General features: G+C 72.7%; 20 protein-coding genes and 1 pseudogene. 10 read left to right on the forward strand and 11 right to left on the reverse strand.

The window, feature by feature from the left end; all coding sequences use genetic code 11:
* Nucleotides 1-55: 55 nt before the first annotated feature.
* Nucleotides 56-739, forward strand: coding sequence for a uracil-DNA glycosylase (ung, locus tag ACH4G3_RS18935; protein ID WP_397625559.1), 684 nt, complete (start codon nucleotides 56-58; stop codon nucleotides 737-739).
* Nucleotides 740-837: 98 nt separating this feature from the next.
* Nucleotides 838-1,353 (forward strand): hypothetical protein, encoded by a 516-nt coding sequence (locus tag ACH4G3_RS18940; protein ID WP_397625560.1) that lies wholly within the window; start codon nucleotides 838-840, stop codon nucleotides 1,351-1,353.
* 19 nt (nucleotides 1,354-1,372) lie between these two features.
* Here the strand turns inward: ACH4G3_RS18940 and ACH4G3_RS18945 are convergent, their stop codons facing one another.
* The 3 genes from ACH4G3_RS18945 to ACH4G3_RS18955 form a co-directional block, all read right to left on the reverse strand.
* Nucleotides 1,373-1,849 (reverse strand): hypothetical protein, encoded by a 477-nt coding sequence (locus ACH4G3_RS18945; RefSeq protein WP_397625561.1) that lies wholly within the window; start codon nucleotides 1,847-1,849, stop codon nucleotides 1,373-1,375.
* A gap of 145 nt (nucleotides 1,850-1,994) precedes the next feature.
* On the reverse strand, nucleotides 1,995-2,507 hold the full coding sequence (locus ACH4G3_RS18950; RefSeq protein WP_397625562.1) for a DinB family protein: 513 nt from the start codon (nucleotides 2,505-2,507) through the stop codon (nucleotides 1,995-1,997).
* Between the two features lie 44 nt (nucleotides 2,508-2,551).
* Nucleotides 2,552-3,142, reverse strand: a complete 591-nt coding sequence (locus tag ACH4G3_RS18955) for a TetR/AcrR family transcriptional regulator (RefSeq protein WP_397625563.1) — start codon at nucleotides 3,140-3,142, stop codon at nucleotides 2,552-2,554.
* 104 nt (nucleotides 3,143-3,246) lie between these two features.
* Here ACH4G3_RS18955 and ACH4G3_RS18960 point away from each other — a divergent pair.
* Nucleotides 3,247-4,432: pseudogene (locus tag ACH4G3_RS18960) on the forward strand (FAD-dependent monooxygenase).
* Between the two features lie 13 nt (nucleotides 4,433-4,445).
* Nucleotides 4,446-5,351 carry a Gfo/Idh/MocA family protein gene (locus tag ACH4G3_RS18965; RefSeq protein ID WP_397625564.1) on the forward strand — a complete coding sequence of 302 codons (906 nt, stop codon included), beginning with the start codon at nucleotides 4,446-4,448 and terminating at the stop codon, nucleotides 5,349-5,351.
* Here ACH4G3_RS18965 and lnt read toward each other — a convergent pair.
* Nucleotides 5,275-6,840, reverse strand: a complete 1,566-nt coding sequence (gene lnt, locus ACH4G3_RS18970; RefSeq protein ID WP_397625565.1) for an apolipoprotein N-acyltransferase — start codon at nucleotides 6,838-6,840, stop codon at nucleotides 5,275-5,277. The genes ACH4G3_RS18965 and lnt overlap by 77 nt on opposite strands.
* Nucleotides 6,841-6,912: 72 nt before the next feature.
* On the reverse strand, nucleotides 6,913-7,383 hold the full coding sequence (locus ACH4G3_RS18975) for a nuclear transport factor 2 family protein (RefSeq protein ID WP_397625566.1): 471 nt from the start codon (nucleotides 7,381-7,383) through the stop codon (nucleotides 6,913-6,915).
* A gap of 92 nt (nucleotides 7,384-7,475) precedes the next feature.
* On the opposite strand from ACH4G3_RS18975, the gene ACH4G3_RS18980 reads away from it, so the two are divergent.
* The gene (locus ACH4G3_RS18980) at nucleotides 7,476-8,078 is read left to right on the forward strand and encodes a DUF4291 domain-containing protein (RefSeq protein WP_397625567.1); all 603 of its coding nucleotides are present in this window, start codon (nucleotides 7,476-7,478) and stop codon (nucleotides 8,076-8,078) included.
* 15 nt (nucleotides 8,079-8,093) lie between these two features.
* Here the strand turns inward: ACH4G3_RS18980 and ACH4G3_RS18985 are convergent, their stop codons facing one another.
* From ACH4G3_RS18985 to ACH4G3_RS18995, 3 genes are all read right to left on the reverse strand, one after another.
* Nucleotides 8,094-8,273, reverse strand: coding sequence for a hypothetical protein (locus ACH4G3_RS18985; RefSeq protein WP_354739636.1), 180 nt, complete (start codon nucleotides 8,271-8,273; stop codon nucleotides 8,094-8,096).
* A 98-nt stretch (nucleotides 8,274-8,371) separates the two neighbouring features.
* Nucleotides 8,372-9,247 (reverse strand): undecaprenyl-diphosphate phosphatase, encoded by an 876-nt coding sequence (locus ACH4G3_RS18990; RefSeq protein WP_397625568.1) that lies wholly within the window; start codon nucleotides 9,245-9,247, stop codon nucleotides 8,372-8,374.
* Between the two features lie 162 nt (nucleotides 9,248-9,409).
* Nucleotides 9,410-9,880 (reverse strand): winged helix-turn-helix transcriptional regulator, encoded by a 471-nt coding sequence (locus tag ACH4G3_RS18995; protein WP_397625569.1) that lies wholly within the window; start codon nucleotides 9,878-9,880, stop codon nucleotides 9,410-9,412.
* 92 nt (nucleotides 9,881-9,972) lie between these two features.
* On the opposite strand from ACH4G3_RS18995, the gene ACH4G3_RS19000 reads away from it, so the two are divergent.
* The gene (locus ACH4G3_RS19000) at nucleotides 9,973-11,142 is read left to right on the forward strand and encodes a thiolase family protein (protein WP_397625570.1); all 1,170 of its coding nucleotides are present in this window, start codon (nucleotides 9,973-9,975) and stop codon (nucleotides 11,140-11,142) included.
* Between the two features lie 22 nt (nucleotides 11,143-11,164).
* On the opposite strand, the gene ACH4G3_RS19005 is transcribed toward ACH4G3_RS19000, so the two are convergent.
* Nucleotides 11,165-11,956 (reverse strand): TVP38/TMEM64 family protein, encoded by a 792-nt coding sequence (locus ACH4G3_RS19005; RefSeq protein WP_397625571.1) that lies wholly within the window; start codon nucleotides 11,954-11,956, stop codon nucleotides 11,165-11,167.
* 352 nt (nucleotides 11,957-12,308) lie between these two features.
* Here ACH4G3_RS19005 and tuf point away from each other — a divergent pair, with 352 nt between their 5' ends.
* Both tuf and ACH4G3_RS19015 read left to right on the forward strand, forming a co-directional pair.
* Nucleotides 12,309-13,478 (forward strand): elongation factor Tu, encoded by a 1,170-nt coding sequence (gene tuf / locus ACH4G3_RS19010; protein WP_397625572.1) that lies wholly within the window; start codon nucleotides 12,309-12,311, stop codon nucleotides 13,476-13,478.
* A gap of 112 nt (nucleotides 13,479-13,590) precedes the next feature.
* The gene (locus tag ACH4G3_RS19015; RefSeq protein WP_397625573.1) at nucleotides 13,591-14,436 is read left to right on the forward strand and encodes a spermidine synthase; all 846 of its coding nucleotides are present in this window, start codon (nucleotides 13,591-13,593) and stop codon (nucleotides 14,434-14,436) included.
* Here ACH4G3_RS19015 and ACH4G3_RS19020 read toward each other — a convergent pair.
* Both ACH4G3_RS19020 and ACH4G3_RS19025 read right to left on the reverse strand, forming a co-directional pair.
* Nucleotides 14,398-15,711: an MFS transporter gene (locus ACH4G3_RS19020; RefSeq protein WP_397625574.1), complete on the reverse strand. Its 1,314-nt coding sequence runs from the start codon at nucleotides 15,709-15,711 to the stop codon at nucleotides 14,398-14,400. The genes ACH4G3_RS19015 and ACH4G3_RS19020 overlap by 39 nt on opposite strands.
* 131 nt (nucleotides 15,712-15,842) lie before the next feature.
* On the reverse strand, nucleotides 15,843-16,856 hold the full coding sequence (locus ACH4G3_RS19025; protein ID WP_397625575.1) for a DUF8017 domain-containing protein: 1,014 nt from the start codon (nucleotides 16,854-16,856) through the stop codon (nucleotides 15,843-15,845).
* 162 nt (nucleotides 16,857-17,018) lie between these two features.
* Here ACH4G3_RS19025 and ACH4G3_RS19030 point away from each other — a divergent pair, with 162 nt between their 5' ends.
* A complete protein-coding gene (locus tag ACH4G3_RS19030; protein WP_397625576.1) occupies nucleotides 17,019-17,471 on the forward strand; it encodes a DUF4442 domain-containing protein in 453 nt (150 codons plus the stop codon).
* 374 nt (nucleotides 17,472-17,845) lie between these two features.
* Nucleotides 17,846-19,714 (forward strand): ricin-type beta-trefoil lectin domain protein, encoded by a 1,869-nt coding sequence (locus ACH4G3_RS19035; protein ID WP_397625577.1) that lies wholly within the window; start codon nucleotides 17,846-17,848, stop codon nucleotides 19,712-19,714.
* Nucleotides 19,715-19,990 lie beyond the last annotated feature (276 nt).

The following is a 19,990-nucleotide window of genomic DNA, read 5'->3' on the forward strand; positions in this document are numbered from 1 at the left end:
GGTCGCCGGTAGGTTCTGTGGCCTGGAAGTGACCGCACATCGTGAGGACGTTGACGTGACCGACATCGCCATGCTGCCCGAGTCCTGGCGCGGGGTTCTGGGTGACGAGCTTCAGCAGCCCTACTTCAAGGAGCTGACGGAGTTCGTCGAGGAGGAGCGGGCGAACGGCCCCGTCTACCCGCCGCGCGAGGAGGTCTTCGCCGCGCTGGACGCCACGCCGTACGAGCGGGTCAAGGTCCTGGTCCTCGGCCAGGACCCGTACCACGGCGAGGGCCAGGGCCACGGCCTGTGCTTCTCGGTCCGGCCCGGGGTGCGGATCCCGCCGTCCCTGCGGAACATCTACAAGGAGATGCACGAGGAGCTGGGCACGCCGATCCCGGACAACGGCTATCTGATGCCGTGGGCCGAGCAGGGCGTCCTGCTGCTCAACGCGGTGCTGACGGTCCGCGGCGGCGAGGCCAACTCGCACAAGGGCCGGGGCTGGGAGAGGTTCACCGACGCGGTCATCCGCGCGGTGGCCGGCCGGCCCGACCCGGCGGTGTTCGTGCTGTGGGGGAACTACGCGCAGAAGAAGCTCCCACTGATCGACGAGTCGCGGCACGCGGTGGTCAAGGGCGCGCATCCGTCGCCCCTGTCGGCGAAGAAGTTCTTCGGCTCGCGTCCGTTCACGCAGATCAACGCGGCGGTGGCGGCGCAGGGACACGAGCCGATCGACTGGACGATCCCGAACCTGGGCTGACGGCCGACGCCCCGGCGACGTACGGAGCGGCCTCAGCTGGATCCTCCCGGCCTGCGGTTAGCGTCGGGAGGAACAGCGGGCGAGCGGTCTCGGAGGGCGTGGTCGTGGAGCGACAGGGACAGGCGGTGCCGGATGCCGTGCCTACGCGGATCGGGCAGGTCGTCATGCTGCACCACGCCGGGGACCGGGAGGAGGCCCGGCAGCGGTTCCTGGACCTGTGGGCGGAGATCGGGGAGCACGGCGACCCGCTGCACCGCTGCACCCTCGCCCACTACCTGGCCGACACGCAGGACGATCCGGCCGACGAGCTGGCCTGGGACCTGCGCGCGTTGACGGCGGCGGAGGAGATCACCGACGCCGGGACGACCGCGGGGGAGGGGGCCCTGGCGGTACGCGCGTTCTACCCCTCCCTGCACCTCAACCTGGCCGCCGACTACGACAGACTCGGCCACCGCGACGCGGCCCGCGCACACCTGCGGCGGGCCCGGGGAGCAGCCGCGGCCCTCTCCGACGATCCCTACGGCGAGGGCGTCCGGGCGGCCATCAGCCGACTGGAGTCCCGGCTGGGCGAGGACGGCGGGGGGACGTGGACACCGCCGAGGCAGCGGCCGTGAACGCACCCCCCGACGCGGTTCAGCGCCTGTAGGTGTCGCGGCAGATGGTCGCCTCCGGGCTGTCCGCCCGCCACCCCCCGTAGCGCATGCCCAGCGCGCACACGTCCGTGTGGTCCGGGACGTTCTCGTGGACGTCCTGACGCACCGACTCCGGGACGCCGGGCAGCTCGGCGTACGGGCGCCGTGGGCCGCGCGGGGCCGGCGCAGGGCGTTCCGGGCGGGCGGGACCCGGGCGGACGTCACGGGTGCCGGAGGGCGGCCGCATCCGTTCCGGCGAGGCCGCCGAGGGCGTGGTCGGGCGGGGTGCGGACGCTGTCGGCTCGCGGCGGCTGGGCCCCTCGATGAGTTGCAGAGCTTCGCGGGCCGGTGCCTGCACGATCTGTGTCTCCTTGTGTTCCTCCGCCGGCGGCGCCGGCGGCCGGGACGGTGCCGCCGAGAGCCCCGGTGCGGGCGGATGCTGGACCGTCGTACAGCCGGAGAGGGCCGAGACAGCCACGGTCACCAGGAGAGTCGCTGTGGTTCGATGCACCCGCGTCACTCTGGTGCGTCCGGCCCGCGGCAGGGCAGCGGACGGGTGGAGGATGCCCCGCACGGGTGATCTCCCGCCCCGGAGGGAGGCGGTCGGCCCGTCCTGGGTGACGTCAGTCGCCGGTCGACCCGTCGATGCGCTCGCGGATGAGGTCGGCGTGGCCGTTGTGCCGCGCGTACTCCTCGATCATGTGGGTGTAGAGCCACCGCAGGTTGAACCGCTCGCCGGTGCGGCGGTGCTTGCCCTCGGAGAGGTCGTCCAGGCCGAAGCGGGCGGCGTTGCTCCGGGCGGTCTCGATCTCGGCCTGCCAGGCGGCGTATGCCTCCTGGTAGGTGTCCGCCCCGGTCAGGCGGAACTCGCCGTCCGGGTCCTCGTCGCTCCAGTAGAGCGGTGTCACGGCCTCGTCCGTGAGCACCCGGCGGAACCAGCTCCGCTCCACGTCCGCCATGTGCCGCACCAGCCCCAGCAGGGACAGATCGGAGGGCTCCACGGCGGGGGACCTGAGCTGCTCGTCGGTCAGTCCTTCGCACTTCCACGCGAGGGTCTCCCGGTGGAACTCCAGCCAGCCCTCCAGCATGGTGCGTTCGTCGGCGGTCGGGGCAGGCATGCGGCGTTCGGTCGTCATGCCCGCATCCTTTCCCAACGCCCCTTGCGGCACCACGGCTTTTTTCAGGCCCCGAGCATCCCGTCCAGCAGCTCCCGCAGCCCGGCCCGCACCTCCTCCAGGCTCGGTACCTCGGCGCCGAACGACCCCGCCACGCAACTGAACATCAACCCGTCCGCCCAGGCGATCAGGGACAGCGTGTGCCGGGCCGGATCGGTCGAGCCCATCCCGGTGACGAGGGCGGCCAGCTGGTCACGGAAGCGGGCGCCGGTCGCGTCGAAGCAGGCCCGCAGCTCCGGGCGGCGCGTGGCCTCCAGGGCCAGTTCGTAGCGGGCGAGGGTGAGTTCGCGGTTGCGGGTCAGGGCGCGGTGGGTGGCCAGGGCCAGCGCGTCCGCCAGGGAGCCGGTCCCGGCCCGGGGATCCGGCATCTCGTGCAGAGCCAGCACCCGTGCCTCGCGGTCGGCCAGGCGCCGCACCGCCAGTTCCAGCAGGGCCTGCCGGGTCCGGGCGAGGTTCGACGTGGAGCCCTGGGGGAGTCCCGCCGCCTCGTCGACGGCCCGGTGCGTCAGGCCCCGCATCCCGCGCTCGGCGAGCAGGGCGAGGGCGGTGTCGGCGACGAGGTCGGAGCGGGCCGGGCCGGTGGTGCGTACGGACATGGAGGTCACGCTACCCGTCTCACTACAGCCGTAGTAAAGTCGACGCGGGACTACAGATGTAGTCACAAGGTCGGACAAGTCCGGCCGCGGTTCGAGGAGGAGCCATGACACAGGCGAGGCGGGCCGTCGTGATCGGCGGCGGAATCGGAGGCCTGACCGCGGCGGCCGCACTGCACCCTGAGCGGCTGGCGCGTCACCGTGCTGGAGCGCGCCCGCTCACTGGAGCCGGTCGGCGCCGCCATTTCCCTGGCTCCCAACTCCCTGCGCGCGCTGGACGTCATCGGCCTCGGCGACCAGATCCGCGACCTCGCCGCCTGGTCGGGGGACGGCGGGCTGCGCACACCGTCCGGCCGGTGGCTCTCGCGCTCCTCCGCCGAGGCCGCCGCCGAGCGCTTCGGCGGCCCGCTCGTGCTGCTCCACCGGGCCACCCTCGTGGAGCGCCTCACTGCCCTGCTGCCTCCGGACACCGTCCGTACGGACGCCGCCGCGACCCTCGCCGACAGCGGTGACACCGGCCGGCCCGCCCGCGTCACCACCGCGCACGGCGAGCTGGAGGCCGACCTGGTGGTGGGCGCGGACGGCGTCCGGTCCGCCGTACGCCGCGCGCTCTTCCCCGGCCACCCGGGGCCCGTCTACTCCGGATTCACCACCTGGCGGGTCGTGATCCCCGTCCCCGGTGCCGCGTTCGCCTCGCACGAGACCTGGGGCAGGGGCCGCATCTGGGGCACGCACCCGCTCAAGGACGGCCGCGTCTACGCCTACGCCGCCGCCGTGACACCCGCCGGTGGACGCGCGCCCGACGACGAGAAGGCCGAGCTGCTGCGCCGCTTCGGCGACTGGCACGACCCGATCCCCGCCGTGCTCGCCGCCGCCCGCCCCGAGGACGTACTGCGGCACGACGTCCACCACATCGCCGAGCCCCTGCCCGCCTACCACCGAGGCAGGGTCGCCCTGGTCGGCGACGCCGCGCACGCCATGCCCCCGACCCTCGGACAGGGCGGCAACCAGGCCATCGAGGACGCGATCGTCCTCGCGCACCACTGCGACGACCTCCCCGCCTACACCGCCGCCCGGCTGTCCCGTACGACCGCCGTCGCACGCCAGGCCGTGCGGGTGGCCCGGCTCAACCTCATGACCAGCCGCGTCGGGACGGTCGTACGCGACACGGCCCTGGCCGCGCTGTCGAAGGCCGGACCCGCGCTGTTCCTGCGGAGCTTCGACGGCATCGCCGACTGGCGGCCTCCTGGGGACGCCGTATGCTCCGGGCAGACCCCGGCAGGCAACCGTTAGAGGAGAGCACCCCGTGAAGGTCGGCTGCATCGGACTCGGCGACATCGCGCAGAAGGCCTACCTTCCGGTCCTCGCCTTCCAGCCCGGGGTGGAGCTGCACCTGCAGACCCGCACGCCCGCCACGCTCGACCGGGTCGCCGACGGCCTGCACGTCCCGCCGGAGCGGCGGCACACGACCCTCGAATCCCTCCTCGCGGCAGGCCTCGACGCCGCCTTCGTGCACGCGCCCACGATCGTGCACCCGGAGATCGTGACCCGGCTGCTGGAGGCGGGCGTGCCGACGTACGTCGACAAGCCGCTCGCCTACGAACTCGACGCGTCCGCGCGGCTGGTGGCGCTCGCCGAGGAGCGGGGCACGAGCCTCGCCGTCGGCTTCAACCGGCGTCACGCCCCCGGCTACACGCAGTGCGCCGACCATCCGCGCGAGCTGATCCTGATGCAGAAGAACCGCATCGGGCTCCCGGAGGATCCGCGCACGATGATCCTCGACGACTTCATCCACGTCGTCGACACGCTGCGGTTCCTGGTGCCCGGCGAGGTCGACGACGTCACCGTGCGCGCCCGCGTCCGAGGCGGCCTGCTGCACCACATCGTGCTCCAGCTCGCAGGCGACGGCTTCACCGCGCTCGGCGTGATGAACCGGCTCAGCGGTTCCGCCGAGGAGATCCTGGAGGTGTCCGGGCAGGACACCAAGCGGCAGGTGATCAACCTCGCCGAGGTCGTCGACCACAAGGGGCAGCCGACCGTGCGCCGGCGCGGCGACTGGGTGCCGGTCGCCCGGCAGCGCGGTATCGAACAGGCGGTGCTGGCGTTCCTGGACGCGGTCAGGGCGGGCCGGGTGCTCAGTGCCCGGGACGCGCTGGAGACCCATGAGTTGTGCGAGCGGGTGGTACGCGCGGTTCAGGAGCCGACCGCCTGAGCCGCAGCGTCCGCAGGCCCTCACCGGCGGCCCAGGCGGCGAGGATCAGCATCGCCGCGCGCACGGTCCAGTCACCGAGGCGCACGTAGGGCGTGGTGCCGTGGGCGAGGGGCACCTCGTAGGTCTGCGTGGCGGACGCGTCCGTCCCGAGCCACGAGCCGACGCGCTGCCCGCTCGGGCCGTAGACGGCGGAGACACCCGTCAGCGTCGCGTGCACCATCGGGCGGCCGGTCTCGGCGGCGCGCAGCGCGGCGAGGGAGGCGTGCTGCTCGGGCGCCCAGCTGTTCTGGAACGTGGACGTCGACGACTGGCCGATCAGCACGTCGGCACCCTCCCGGGTGAGGTGGCGGGTCATGTCGGGGAAGGCCGTCTCGAAGCACACCATCGGGCCGACGCGCAGGTTGTCCCCCACGTTCATCACGACCGGCTGGGAGCCGCGCATGCGGTCCTCGCCTGCCGCCTTGCCGACTGAGGTGGCCCAGCCGAGCAGGGAGCGGGCCGGGACGTACTCGCCGAAGGGGACGAGCCGCATCTTGTCGTAGCGCTCGCCGGTGAGGCCGTCGGGGCCGACCAGGATGGAGCTCTTGTAGATGCCGGGCTTGTCGGAGCGCCGGGCGTCCACGTTGACCAGGATGTCGGCGCCCGTCGCGCGGGACAGGTCAGCGAGCCGCCGGGCGAGGTTGGGCCGGTCCCCGAGGTCGAAGCCGACGCTGCTCTCGCCCCAGACGATGAGGTCGACGTCCTGTCCGGCGAGCCGGCGGGTGAGCTGTTCCTCGCGTGCGAGCCGGTTGCCCGGGCCGTCGACGACGCCGGGCTGGACGACGGCGATCCTGACCTGGCCGTCGACGTCGGGGCGGGGCGAGAGGGTCCAGGCGGCGGAGGTGGCGGCGGCCGTGGCGACGAGCCCGGCCATGGCGGGCACGCGGGCCTGACGGACCGAGACGAGGACGGCGACCGCGACGTTCACGGCCACGATCAGGAAGCTGAGCAGCCACACCCCGCCGACCGAGGCCAGCCGCAGCGCCGGCTCGACCTGCCACTGACTGGAGCCGAGCATGCCCCAAGGGCCGCCGAGGCCCTGCCAGGAGCGGACCAGCTCGATGGCCAGCCAGCCGGACGGCAGGACGACCAGCGCGGCCGAGATCCGCCGCCGCGAGGGCAGGCCTGCCAGCAGCCGGTGCACCTGCCACCCCCACAGGGCCCACAGGGCGCCGAGCAGCGCGGCGAGGACGAACGTGAACACGTGCAGGAACGGCAGCAGCCAGTGGTGCATGGCCAGCATCAGGCCGAACCCGCCGCACCACCCGTCGTACGCCGCGCGTTTTCCGGTCGGCGCGCTGCGCACCAGCAGGATCCAGGGGACCAGGGCGACGTAGGCGCACCACCACAGGGACGGGGCGGGATAGGCGAGTACGGGAAGGGCGCCCGCGATCACGGCGGCGGCCGAGCGCCGCCACGGGGAGGCGAGCCAGTGGCCGAGCGTCTTCATAGGCGCCTCCTACCCGCGGGTGCCTCCAGTGTGCGCCCTGCGGACGATCTAGGACAGAGGACGCCCGCGAGGTCAGTCGACCACAGGTGCCGTCCGCCGCTCGGGAAGGCGCCGCCACTTCTCCCGGACGACCACCTCGCTCAGCCGCCAGCCGTCGATCGTGCGCCGCAGCCCGAAGGCGTACCGGCCGCCGCAGACGAAGTCGGGCGCGGGCCCTTCGGCGGCCATGGGGTTGACGTAGTCGGCCTGGACCCGGGCCGTGTCGCCGGTGTCCTGCTCCCAGACACCGAAGCGCACCCGCCGGTTGACGATCAGGTGCTGCCGGATCGGGAAGAGCCGCATGCTCTCGGCGAGCCACGCGGCGACGGCCGGGGCCTCCCCTTCGATGCCGCCGGCCGAGCGGTAGTCTGCCCGTCCCTGAGGGACGAACAGTCCCTGGTACGCCTCCCAGTCACCGTCGTCGACCGCCACCGCGTAGTCGGTGATCACTCCGTCGACGGCCAGCCGGTCCCTCACGGTGGCGAGCTCCACGCGCTGCGTCATCGGCTCAGTGTTGGGCACCGGAGGTGCGCAGCCAAGGGGTGTGCGTGATATTCGGTGGCCGGCCAGGGCCCCGGAGGCCCAGCCTGTCCTCCGTGAACGATCAGAACGAACCGAGATTCCGGATACGCGCCCGCCATACCGAGTCCACGATCACCGTCTACCAGGCCTACCGCCCGGAGATCGGCGGCCCCGCCGCCCGCCACGGCCGGTTCCCGTCGTCCTGGAAGCGCGACCGCATGACATGGATCAAGCCGTCGTTCCTGTGGATGATGTACCGCTGCGGCTGGGGCACCAAGGAGGGCCAGGAGACGGTCCTGGCGGTCGAGATCAGCAGCGAGGGCTTCCTGTGGGCCCTGCGCAACGCCTGCTTGTCCCATCACGTCCCCGTCCTGCACGGCGACCGGGCCGACTGGAAACGGCAGTTGAGGCAGGCGCCGGCGCGCGTGCAGTGGGATCCGGAGCGGGACCTGCATCTCAACCCGCTGCCACACCGTTCGCTCCAGCTGGGGCTCTCGGGGGAGGCGGCGGCGCGGTACGCCGACGAGTGGATCGTGGGCATCGAGGACGTCACGCCGCTCGCCACGGAGGTTCACGCGCTGGTGCGGGCTGGTGAACTCGACGCGGCCGCCGGGCTGTTGCCCGAGGAGCGGCCGTACCCCGTCCAGGGGGAGGTGCTTGAGGGTCTCTGCGCCTAGAGGGCGGAGGCGGGGTCAGGCCGCCTTGACGACGGCGCCGCGGATCGCGGCCGCCCACTCGACGACGAGCAGTTCGTACTCCGCGCGCTCCGCGGCCGACAGGGTGCCGCCCGTGCGCCGCCAGAGCGCACGGATCTCCTCGTTGACCTCGGCGGCGGACCGCACGGAACCAGGGGTCACGAAATCGGGGGACATGCGGACAAGCCTAGGGGCAGCCACTGACAGCCCGCTACCGGACGGCTACCCCGGCGCTATGCGGTTGGTCACGAGATGCGGGTCACAGGCCCGCCGGGTCAGCCCGCCGACTCGGCCGCGTGCGGGCTCAGCGCCCCCATCGACACCAGGGCGATGATGAGGATGCCGAGCGCGATCCGGTACCAGACGAACGGCATGAAGCTCTTGGTCGAGATGAACTTCATGAACCACGCGATCACCGCGTAGCCGACCCCGAAGGCGATGACCGTCGCGAAGATCGTCGGCCCCCACGACACATGGCCGCTCTCGGTCGCGTCCTTGAGCTCGAACAGGCCGGAGGCCAGCACCGCGGGGATCGCGAGCAGGAAGGAGTAGCGGGCCGCGGCCTCGCGCTTGTAGCCCATGAACAGGCCGCCGCTGATGGTGGCGCCGGAGCGGGAGACGCCCGGGATGAGCGCCATGGCCTGGCAGACGCCGTAGATCAGGCCGTCCCGCACGCCCAGGTCCTCCAGGGCCTTGCGCTGCTTGGGCGCGCGGTGCTTGCCGCCGTTCTCGTCCCGTGCCGCGAGCCGGTCGGCGACGCCCAGGACGATGCCCATGCCGATCAGCATCGTCGCGGTGATCCGCAGGTCCCGGAACGGCCCCTCGATCTGGTCCTTCAACGTCACGCCGAGCACACCGATCGGGATCGAGCCGACGATGACCAGCCAGCCCATCCGCGCGTCGGGGTCGCTGCGCAGCTCCTTGTTCATGAGTGAGCGCGACCACGCCGAGATGATCCGCCCGATGTCCTTGCGGAAGTAGATCAGCACGGCGGCCTCGGTGCCGATCTGGGTGATCGCCGTGAAGGCCGCGCCCGGGTCCTCCCAGCCCGAGAAGGCCGCCGTCAGCCGCAGGTGCGCGCTGGAGGAGACGGGGAGGAACTCGGTCAGCCCCTGGACGAGTCCGAGGATGAGTGATTCGAACCAAGACATGAGGTAGCGGAGTCCAAGTGCCGATCGTGGAACGGACGACGGGCACACCGGGCCGCCGGGTGTGATGACCGGGGGATCAGATGTGCCGAGGGGGAAGCGTAGCGCCCCCGGATGTCCGCTCCGACACAGGGGTTTGGCCGGTGCTCCGCGGCAGGGGCGGGATCAGGCCGCCGTCGGTCCGGTCACCGACCAGCCGGGAGCCTGGGGGTGGGCCCTGAGGTCCTCGTGGCGCAACTCGTCGCCGCAGGCCCGGCAGGTGACGACCGGGGCGAGCGCCCGGCCGCAGGAGTGTTCCACGACCATCGGACGGTCGCCGTCCGTGCGCAGATGGCGATCGCCCCAGGCCATGAGGGTCATCAGCACGGGCTCCAGTTCCAGCCCGGCCCGGGTGGGCCGGTACTCGAAGCGCTGCGGACGCTCGCTGTAGGGCTGCTTGACCAGGATCCCGGCGTCGACCAGCCGGCGCAGCCGCGTGGCGAGGATGTCGCGCGGTGCGCCGATGTTGCGCACCAGCTGGTCGAAACGGCCGTTGCCCAGGCACACCTCCCGCAGCACGAGCAGCGAGTACTTCTCGCCGACCAGGGCCAGGGTGTCGGCGATGGAGCAGGGGCGGGGGTCTTTGCCGGTGGCCATGAGGCTCAGTGTAGGAGAGGGTTGGAATTTCCAACCCATGGGGCTACTGTGAGTTTGGATTTCCTACTCACTGGTAGCCGTGGAGGCCGCACATGCGTGACGCAGTGATCGTCGAAGCCGTACGCACCCCGATCGGCAAGGGCAAGCCGAACGGCGCCCTGGCGCACATCCACCCCGTGGAGCTCCTCGCCCACACCCTGCGCACCCTCGTCGAACGCTCCGGCGTCGACCCGGCGCTGATCGACGACGTCATCGGCGGCACCGTCGACCAGGTCGGCGAGCAGGCCATGAACACCACCCGCTACGCCGCCCTGTCCGCTGGCTTCCCGGAGTCGGTGCCCGCGACCACCGTGGACCGCCAGTGCGGCTCCTCCCAGCAGGCCGTGCACTTCGCGGCCCAGGGCGTCCTCTCGGGCGCGTACGACCTCGTCGTGGCCTGCGGGGTCGAGTCGATGAGCCGGGTGCCGATGTGGTCGAACGTGCCCCCGGGCAAGGACCCCTTCGGCCCCGGGATCGCCGAGCGCTACCCCGAGGGACTCGTCCCGCAGGGCATCAGCGCCGAACTCATCGCCGCCAAGTGGTCGATCGGCCGGGAGCAGATGGACGACTTCGCCGTCTCGTCGCACCACAGGGCCGCGGCGGCCTGGGACGGCGGCCTCTTCGACGCCGAGGTCGCGCCCCTGGAGGGCGTCACGCGCGACGAGTGCGTGCGGCCCGGCAGCACCCCCGAGATCCTCGCCGGCCTCAAGCCCGCCTACCACGACCCCGGCTTCGCCGAACGCTTCCCGCAGATCGAGTGGAACGTCACGGCGGGCAACGCCAGCCCGGTCAACGACGGTGCCTCGGCGGTGCTCATCACCTCCAGCGAGACGGCGGCCCGGCTCGGCCTGCGCCCGCTCGCCCGGCTGCACAGCTTCGCCGTCACCGGCTCCGACCCGCTGCTGATGCTCACGGGCGTCGTCCCGGCGACCGAGAAGGTGCTGCGCAGGGCGTCGCTGACCCTCGACGACATCGACCTGTTCGAGGTCAACGAGGCGTTCGCGGCCGTCGTACTGGCCTGGCAGCAGGAGACCGGCGCCGACCTCGCCCGCGTCAACGTGCACGGCGGCGCCATCGCGCTCGGCCACCCCCTCGGCGCGAGCGGCACCCGCCTGACGACGACGCTGGTGCACGCGATGCGGGAACGGGGCGCCCGGTACGCCCTGCAGACCATGTGCGAGGCGGGCGGACTCGCCAACGCCATGGTGCTGGAACGGGTGTGAGCCGACCGGGCCTGACGGTTGGTCAGAGCTGGCGCAGGCGGTGCCGCTTGCGCCAGGCCACCACCACACCCGCCAGCGCGGGCAGGGCGATACAGGCCAGGGCGATCAGGAAGGCGGGGGACGTCGGGGTGGAGGCGCGGGCGCCGGCCACGACGTAGGCGGCGGTGTTCGGGATCGAGCCGAGGCCCGTCGCCAGGAGGAACGGCAGCAGGCCCATGCGGGAGAACGAGGCGCAGTAGTTCGCGGCCCAGAACGGCACACCGGGGAAGAGCCGCACCACCAGCATCGAGCGGAAGCCGTGCCGGCTGAGCTGGCCGTCCGCGGCCTTCAGCCAGCGCCCGCGCAGCAGCGGCCGCAGGGCGTCCTGGCCCAGCGCCCGGCCCAGGCAGAAGGCGATCCCGGCACCGAGGACCGTGCCCGCCAGCGCCACGCCGGTGCCCAGCTGCGAACCGAACAGCGCCCCCGCCGCGAGGTTCAGCAGCGGCCTCGGTACGAACGCCACCGTGCACACGCCGTACGCCACCGCGAACACCACCGCCGCCATGGCTCCGCCGAGCTGTGGCGGCCAGCCCTGCGTCAGCAGCCGCTGCGGTTCGAACAGCAGCACCCCGCACGCGCCGGCGGCGAGCAGCGCGACGAGCAGGGACAGCCTCGACCACGGGGAGAGCAGAACTCTCGTGCAGCGAGCGGTGAAACCGGTGGACGGGACGGGCGAGGCGGTCGTTGCCGAGGGGACGGCGACGGCGAGCTCCGCGGTGCTGGCCCGGGGAGAGGCCGTGGCGGTGCCCCCAGAGCGGGTGGTGGCATCGAGCATCCGGTGACACTAACCGACAAATGTGTGTGATCGCCGTATGGTTCGTCTCACGAGCGTCACAGGCGGCCGTCCGCATCCCCGCCCGGAACCGACGGGGCGGGCGCCGAAAACCATTCGACGTGCGGTAAAGCGTCGGCAATGATCTGACACATGTTCCGGCACGCCTTCACCCTCGCAGCATCCGTGGTCACGGATGCCCCGAAGGCTGCCGTCGTGGTTCTCACGGCCGTTGCAGACGGCGCCCGAAGCTGACCCTCTCCGGTTCGTCCGGCGGACCCCGCAAGGGGAGGGTCGGGCAGGTCCTCGGGGTCCCACCTTCTTCTTCGCTGACCAGACGCTTCGAGGTACAGCCATGTCCAAGACGGCATACATCCGTACGAAACCGCATCTCAACATCGGCACCATGGGTCATGTCGACCACGGCAAGACCACCCTCACGGCCGCCATCACCAAGGTCCTCGCCGAGCGCGGCACCGGCACGTTCGTGCCGTTCGACCGGATCGACCGGGCGCCCGAGGAAGCGGCGCGCGGCATCACCATCAACATCGCGCACGTCGAGTACGAGACCGACACCCGGCACTACGCGCACGTCGACATGCCCGGCCATGCCGACTACGTCAAGAACATGGTCACCGGCGCCGCGCAGCTCGACGGGGCGATCCTCGTCGTCTCCGCGCTCGACGGGATCATGCCGCAGACCGCCGAACACGTGCTGCTCGCCCGGCAGGTGGGCGTCGACCACATCGTGGTCGCCCTCAACAAGGCCGACGCGGGGGACGAGGAGCTGACCGACCTGGTCGAGCTGGAGGTACGCGACCTGCTCACGGCGCACGGCTACGGAGGCGACTCCGTACCCGTCGTACGCGTCTCGGGGCTGAAGGCGCTGGAGGGGGACCCGCGGTGGACGGCGTCGATCGAGGCGCTGCTCGACGCGGTGGACACGTATGTGCCGATGCCGGAGCGGTACCTGGACGCGCCGTTCCTGCTGTCCGTGGAGAACGTGCTGACCATCACCGGGCGGGGGACCGTGGTGACCGGTGCGGTGGAGCGGGGCACGGTGCGGGTCGGCGACAAGGCCGAGGTGCTCGGGGCCGGCGTCGAGACGGTGGTCACCGGGCTGGAGACCTTCGGCAAGCCGATGGAGGAGGCGCAGGCCGGGGACAACGTGGCGCTGCTGCTGCGGGGGGTTCCCCGGGACGCTGTCCGGCGGGGGCACGTGGTGGCCGCGCCGGGGAGTGTGGTCCCGAGCCGTCACTTCACGGCGCGGGTGTACGTGCTGTCCGCGCGTGAGGGTGGGCGTACGACGGCTGTCTCCAGCGGGTACCGGCCGCAGTTCTACATCCGTACGGCGGATGTGGTGGGGGACGTCGACCTCGGCGAGGTGGCTGTGGCCCGGCCCGGGGACACGGTGGTCATGACCGTGGAGCTGGGGCGGGAGGTGCCGTTGGAGCCGGGGCTCGGGTTCGCCATCCGTGAAGGTGGGCGGACCGTGGGGGCCGGGACCGTGACCGTGGTGGGCTGAGGTGGTGGGGGACTGCGGGGCCGTTGTGGCCGGTCGCGCCCACGCGGCGGAGCCGCACGTCGGCACGGCCCCGCGCCCCTCGGGGGCGTCGTCGCACAGGCACAATGACGGGGTGAACGAGCCTGTACCCGTCGCCCGGTCCGTCGATCACGGGTTTGCCAAGCTGATGCCCGACGTCGATCGGGAACGGGCCTGGTTGCTGACCGTCGACGGGGCTCCGCAGTCGTATGTGGACCTGGATGAGCCGACGCATCTGGAGTTCGAGTACGCGCGGCGGCTCGGGCATGTGCTGGATGTCGTGGCGGAGCCGGGGGCCGCGTTGGACGTGCTGCATCTCGGCGGAGGTGCGCTGACCATGCCCCGGTACGTGGCCGCGACCCGGCCGGGGGCGCGGCAGGACGTCGTCGAGGCCGATCGGGGGCTGCTGGAGCTGGTGTCCGAGCACCTGCCGTTGCCGGAGGGGGCCCGGGTCGCCCTGCACGCGTCGGATGCCCGGGCGTGGCTGGAAAACGGCCCCTCCGACTCGGCGGACGTCATCGTGGCCGACGTGTTCGGCGGGTCGCGGGTGCCGGCGCATCTGACGTCCGTCGACTACGTCCGCGAGGCCGCGCGTGTGCTGCGGGACGGTGGGTTCTATCTCGCGAACCTGCCCGACGCCGCGCCCTTCGCCTTCCTGCGGTCGCAACTCGCCAACCTGGCCACCGCCTTCGAGGAACTCGTGCTGATCGCCGAGCCGGGGGTGCTGCGGGGGCGGCGGTTCGGGAACGCGGTGCTCGTGGCCGGGCACGAGCCGGTCGACGTCGCGGCCCTGGCCCGGCTCATGGCCGCCGACGCGTTCCCGGCGAGAGTCGAACACGGCGCCGCCCTGCGGGACTTCATCGGCGACGCGCGGGCCGTGCGGGACGAGGACGCCGTGCCGTCACCCGAGCCCCCCGACGGGGCGTTCGGTATCGGCTGACGCCTGCTCCGTGCCGCCCTTGGCCACCGGTGTGGTCCTGCGCCGCAGGTTGCGTACGTCCGGTACGCACAGCGCGCCCGCCGTGACCAGGACGACCAGGCCGGCGCAGCCCCACAGCGCGGCCGTCCGGCCGAACGCCTCCTCGGCGGGGCCGGCCGCGGCCGTGGCGAGCGGCACCAGCGCGACCGAGCCGAACCAGTCGTACGCCGAGACGCGGGAGAGCTTGTCCTCGGGGATCTCCTGATGCAGGGCCGTCATCCAGGACACGCCGAACACCTCGACCGTCGCGCCGGCGACGAACATCACCACGTAGAGGACGCCGATCGGCACCGGGACGGCGAGCGCGGCCGAGGGCAGGGCCAGGGGGAAGACACAGAGGGTGCCGGCGAGGAGCAGGCGGCGGGGTTTCCAGCGGGTCATCAGCACCGCCCCGGCGACGGTGCCCGCCCCGAACGCGCCCAGGGCGAGGCCCCAGGGGCCCGCGCCGCCCAGGTGGTCGCGGGCGACGAGCGGGCCGTAGACAGCGTCGGCTGCGGCCACGACCGCGTTGGCGATCGAGAACTGGACGACGACGGCCCACAGCCACGCCCGGCCGGAGAACTCCCGCCAGCCCTCCCGCAGATCGGCGAGCAGACCGCCGCCCGGTGCGCGCGGCGGGATGTGGCCGACGTCGAGGAAGGCCCGCAGTGCCCCGGCGACGGCGAAGGCGGCCGCGTCCGCCGCGAGCACCCAGCCGGGCCCGACCACGGCGACCATGGCACCGCCGACCGCGGCACCGCCCAGGGCCGCGCCCTGCATCGCCATCCGGAACACCGCGAACGCGCGGCCCGCCTGCTCGCCCGAGACGGAGGACATCAGCATGCCCTCGGCGGCCGGGCCGAAGAAGGCCTGGCCGGTGCCGCCGAGGCCCGCGAGCAGCATCATCTGCCACAGCCGGGGGTCCCCGGTCAGCACGAGTGCGGCGAAGGCGGCCTGGGAGAGGCAGTTCAGGGCGTTGGCCGCCACCATGACGCGGTGCCGGGGCAGCCGGTCCGCGACGGCGCCGCCGATCAGCAGGAACAGCACCAGGGGGAGCGTCCGGGCCGCCGCGACCAGGCCGACGTCACCGCCGTCGCCGCCCGTTTCGAGCACGGCGAACGCCGCGGCGACCAGGGCGCCCTGGCTGCCCAGGTTGGTGACGACCGCGGCGGCGGTGAGCAGCGAGTAGTTGCGCCCCGCCCAGGCGGGCCTGCGGGGGCGCCGGGCGGAGGCGGTGGGAGTGGTGGGCGAGGTCACCGGCCGACTATCGCCGCCGGGGGTCCGTCATGCAAACCGTTTGTGCGGCGTCGCGGGGCGAGCCGAGTACACCTGCCTGGTCGCTGAGCCGGGCCCGCCCCCTGCCGGGGCGGGCCCGTTCGGCGTCCGTGTCAGCTCGCGGTCGGCTCGCCGTGCAGCCGGACCGTGCTGAGGATCTTCATGATGGTTTCCTTGGGCACCTCGCCCTTGACGCCCTTGGCCCCGTAGAAACTCCACGCGACGAAGTCGCCCGCCGAGTTCTTGAAGCCGAACGTGACCGCCTTGCCGTCGCTCGCGCACTTGCCCTTGTCGGGCGTGTTCTCCGACCACGCCCAGGCGACGCTGCCCTTCACGCCGGCGGCGGTGGTGTAGGGCTTGGCCGTCTTCTCGGTCTTGACGCTCTTCTTGTCCGGCTGCGTGTAGCCGCCGTACACCCACCAGGCCACCTGGTTGAGCGCGACCTCGTCGGTGTTCTTCGCGCCGTCCGCGCCCTTGGTGCCGGCCCCGGCCAGGGACTCGCTCTCGGTCCTGCCGTCCTTGTTGTCGTCGCTCGTGCACCACTCGGACTTGTAGAAGGCCGGCGCCGACATGATGATGAGCGGCTTGGCGTCGTCGGACTTCTCGTCCTCGAAGCCGACGGACGACGTCGGCGAGGCGACCTCCCAGTCCGCCGGGACGTCGAAGGCCGTGCCCCACTTGGGGTTGATGACGACCTTCCAGCCCTTGACCGTGGGCTTCTCCTCCTCGCCGCCGCGGGGGTTGTCGCCCGCGGCGGGTGCGCTCGGCTCCGCGGACGGGCTCGCCGGCGCCGTGTTCTTCTTGCCCGCGCCCTTGCCGCCGTCGGCCGTGTCGTCCTTGTCGCCGCCCAGCACCAGGAAGCCCGTGACACCGGCCGCCACGACGACCGCCGTGGCGGCGATGATCGCGACCAGCTTCGTCCGGTTGCCGCCGCCACCGCCCTGCGGGGGCTGCGGCACGCCGGCCGGCCCGGGGGGACCCCACTGCGGCTGCTGACCGTAGGGGCCGGGCTGCTGCGGGTAGCCCGGCTGCTGGTACGGATTCGGCTGCTGGTAACCCGGCTGCTGGTACGGGTTGTTCGCTTGCGGGTTCTGCTCGCCCCCGGGCGGCTGCTGTCCTGGCCACATGGGCAGCAACCCTAGCCGCGCTCCGGACACGATTCGGTCACTGCCCGTGGACGGAGACGTAGCAACCCGGGAACGGGTCGGCGCGGATGCCCGGGCGAGGGCGATGCGGCAGTGGTCACACGGGCCTATCCAGCCGTCTCTACTCGTGAGTAACATGCGGCCATGAGCGCAGACCAGATGTCCATCGGCGAGATGCTCGCCGCCACGGTGCCCATGGCCCGGACCCTCAACCTCGAGTTCCTCGAGACGACGCCGGAGCGGGCCGTGGTGTCCCTGCCTGACCAGGGCGAATTCCACAACCATGTGGGCGGGCCGCACGCCGGGGCGATGTTCACGCTCGGCGAGTCGGCGAGCGGGGCGATCGTGCTCGCCGCCTTCGGGGACCAGCTCTCGCGTGCCGTGCCGCTCGCGGTCAGCGCCGAGATCTCCTACAAGAAGCTGGCGATGGGCGCGGTCACCGCGACCGCGACCCTCGGCCGTCCGGCCGCCGAGGTCGTCGCGGAACTGGACGCGGGCGGGCGCCCCGAGTTCCCCGTGTCCATCGACATCCAGCGGGCCGACGGTGCGGTGACCGGCGAGATGACGGTGGTCTGGACGCTGCGTCCCAACGGCTGAACCAACTGTCGCCCGTGCGGAGCCCCGGCAGCGTGCCGGGGCTCTCGCGTGTCCGGCCGGAAGCATCTCCTTGCGGCCCATGCTGAAGTTGGAGATTCCGTGACCAACCGCCTTTGCGTGCGCACAACTTGAGACTCATCGCGGCGGTGTTTTCGAAAGCCGGTGCGGATACCGCCGGTAACATATCTGAATTCCCCTCGTTTTGAACACGAGTCATCCGAACTCCTTGTTACCTGTCAGTCGTATGTGCGAAAGTGAGCCGCCTCACACCCGGGTCAGCAGCTGACGCGGCATAGGTATGCACCAATCACGCACCTGCTTTCCGACGGACGCGCAATTCGCATGCCGTCCTGCGGCTGGAAGGAAATGGTTCAGTGCAATCCCCCTACCCCCCACGCCCGCCGTACCCGCCGCGCCCCGGAGCGGGTCCCGCGGATTCCGATCGCAATCTCCTCGCCCGGGTCGGTGATCCCGGCGAAGGCCCGCGCGCCGCCGCCCTGTTGCTTGCCCGGCACTGGCGGGCGGTGTACGAGTACGCCGTGATCTGCCTGGCCTCCGCCGAGGATTCGGCGTCGATGGCGGCCGCTGCCGCGTTCCGCCGGGAACTCGCCAGGCCGGGCGGCGGCGCCCTGCGCCCCCGGCTGCTCGCGGCCGTGCGGGACACGGTCCGGGATTGGGCCGCCGACGACGGCATTTCCGGAGTACTGCCGGAACTCCGCAAACCCGTCGGCGCCCGCGGGCTGCGTGCCGCGCGATCCGTGACAGCCGAAAGGCGGCGGCTCGCCGAGCGCGCATTCCGGACCCTTCCGGGAGCGTCCCAATGCCTGCTCTGGCATACGGAGGTCGAGGCCGAACCCATATCCGTACCGGCTGGTCTGCTGGGAGTGGACGTCCGAACCGCATCGGCCGCGGTGGAGCAGGCGCGTGAGCAATTCCGGGCGGGTTGCGTCCGGGCCCACCGGGAACTCGCGCCGACGCAGGAATGCCGCTTCTACAACCGTCTGCTGGACGTTCCGATGCGCCGCGGCGGGGCCCTGCTGCCGGATGTGCAACGGCATCTGATGGCCTGCCGCTACTGCCGGCACGCCGCCGAACAACTCAGCCATTTCGAGGGCGGGTTGGAGGACCTGCTCGTCGAGACCGTGCTCGGCTGGGGCGCCCGCCGCTACCTCGAATCACGGCCGGGCCGGGGCGAGGGCCGGGGCGCCCTGTCCGCGGGCCCGGCCGGTGGCCGCCACCGGCTCCGGGCCCATGCCCTGCCGGCGGGCGGCCGGCCCGGGCCTTCGAGAAGACACACCAAGGCGCTGGCCGCCGCGGTCGGGGTGACCTCCCTCGTGCTGCTCGCGACGCTGCTCGCCGTCAAGGGCTGGACGGAGGAGGGCGGCGCCGTGGCTCCCCAGGCCACCTGGGGAGCGGTCAGCGGACACTCCGTCGATCCGGACTCCGCCGGAACCTCCTCGGCCGGCCTCCCGTCGGCCGCGTCCGCGGGCCACCCCGCCGTAGTGGCCCGCGGGCGGCTGCGCAATCTCGACGCCGGCCTGTGCCTCGGCGTCCAGGACGGCCGGTCCCGGGCCGACGCCCGCATGGTGCTGACCTCGTGCTCCGCCGCCGGGCCCCTGACGTGGTCGTACCAGGACGACGGCATGCTGCGCAGCGCCGCCGACCCCACGCTCTGTCTCGGCTCCGACATCGTCGAGGGCTCGGTCGTCCTCGCCGGCTGCCTCGTGCACGCCGGAGTGGTGCGTTACGACCTGACCGTGCGCGGCGAACTCCTGCCGCGCGGCGGCAAGGGGCTGGCTCTCGCCCATGGTCCCGGCCGGAACGTGATCGTCGCCGGGCGCGACGGATCCGAGGCGCAGCGCTGGGCGCTGGAACCGAGGGCTGCTTCCGGAGGCGACGCGTCGGGGGAGTCGGGGGATCCGCGGGACCCGGGGGAGCGGCGAGGCCAGGACGCCCCTCGGGAGAGCCGCCGGGAGAAGGAGTTGTACGACGGCGCTCCGCCCGGGCATCGGCCCGAGCCGCCGCGGAGCAACTCCGGGGATCTGCCGCAGGAGCGGTACGAGACACGGTTCGCCCGGGCGGACTGCTGCGGCGCGGCCGAACCGGGCCGGGCCCCCGGCGACACGGGCGCGCCCCGCACCGATGTCCTCGACCGGGCGCCCCGCGCAGACGTACCGGGTTCCGCGACAGCTCCCGTGACGGCGGCCGTGACGGCGACGCTCCACTCCACCGCGCTCCCGTAGACCGGGTCTGCGGGCCTCCGGGCGACCGGAGCGGGCCTCCGGGGTGCCGTGCCTGGCCGGGGCCGTTCCCAGGACTGCCCCGGCCTTCGGCCGCTCCCGCCGGGGCACCCGCCGTGTCACCCGGTCGGGCGGGCCACGCACCCCGGGGATCGGGGCGTTGTCACCGGATCCGCGGCTGCGGACGGGCGTACGGGCGGGCGGCCTGCGCGACGCGTTCCGGACAGCGGGTGAGGCAGGCCGGGAGGCGCCGGGCATCGAACCGGAACAGACTGGTAC

The organism is Streptomyces afghaniensis (assembly GCF_044327915.1).
Lineage (GTDB): Bacteria > Actinomycetota > Actinomycetes > Streptomycetales > Streptomycetaceae > Streptomyces > Streptomyces afghaniensis.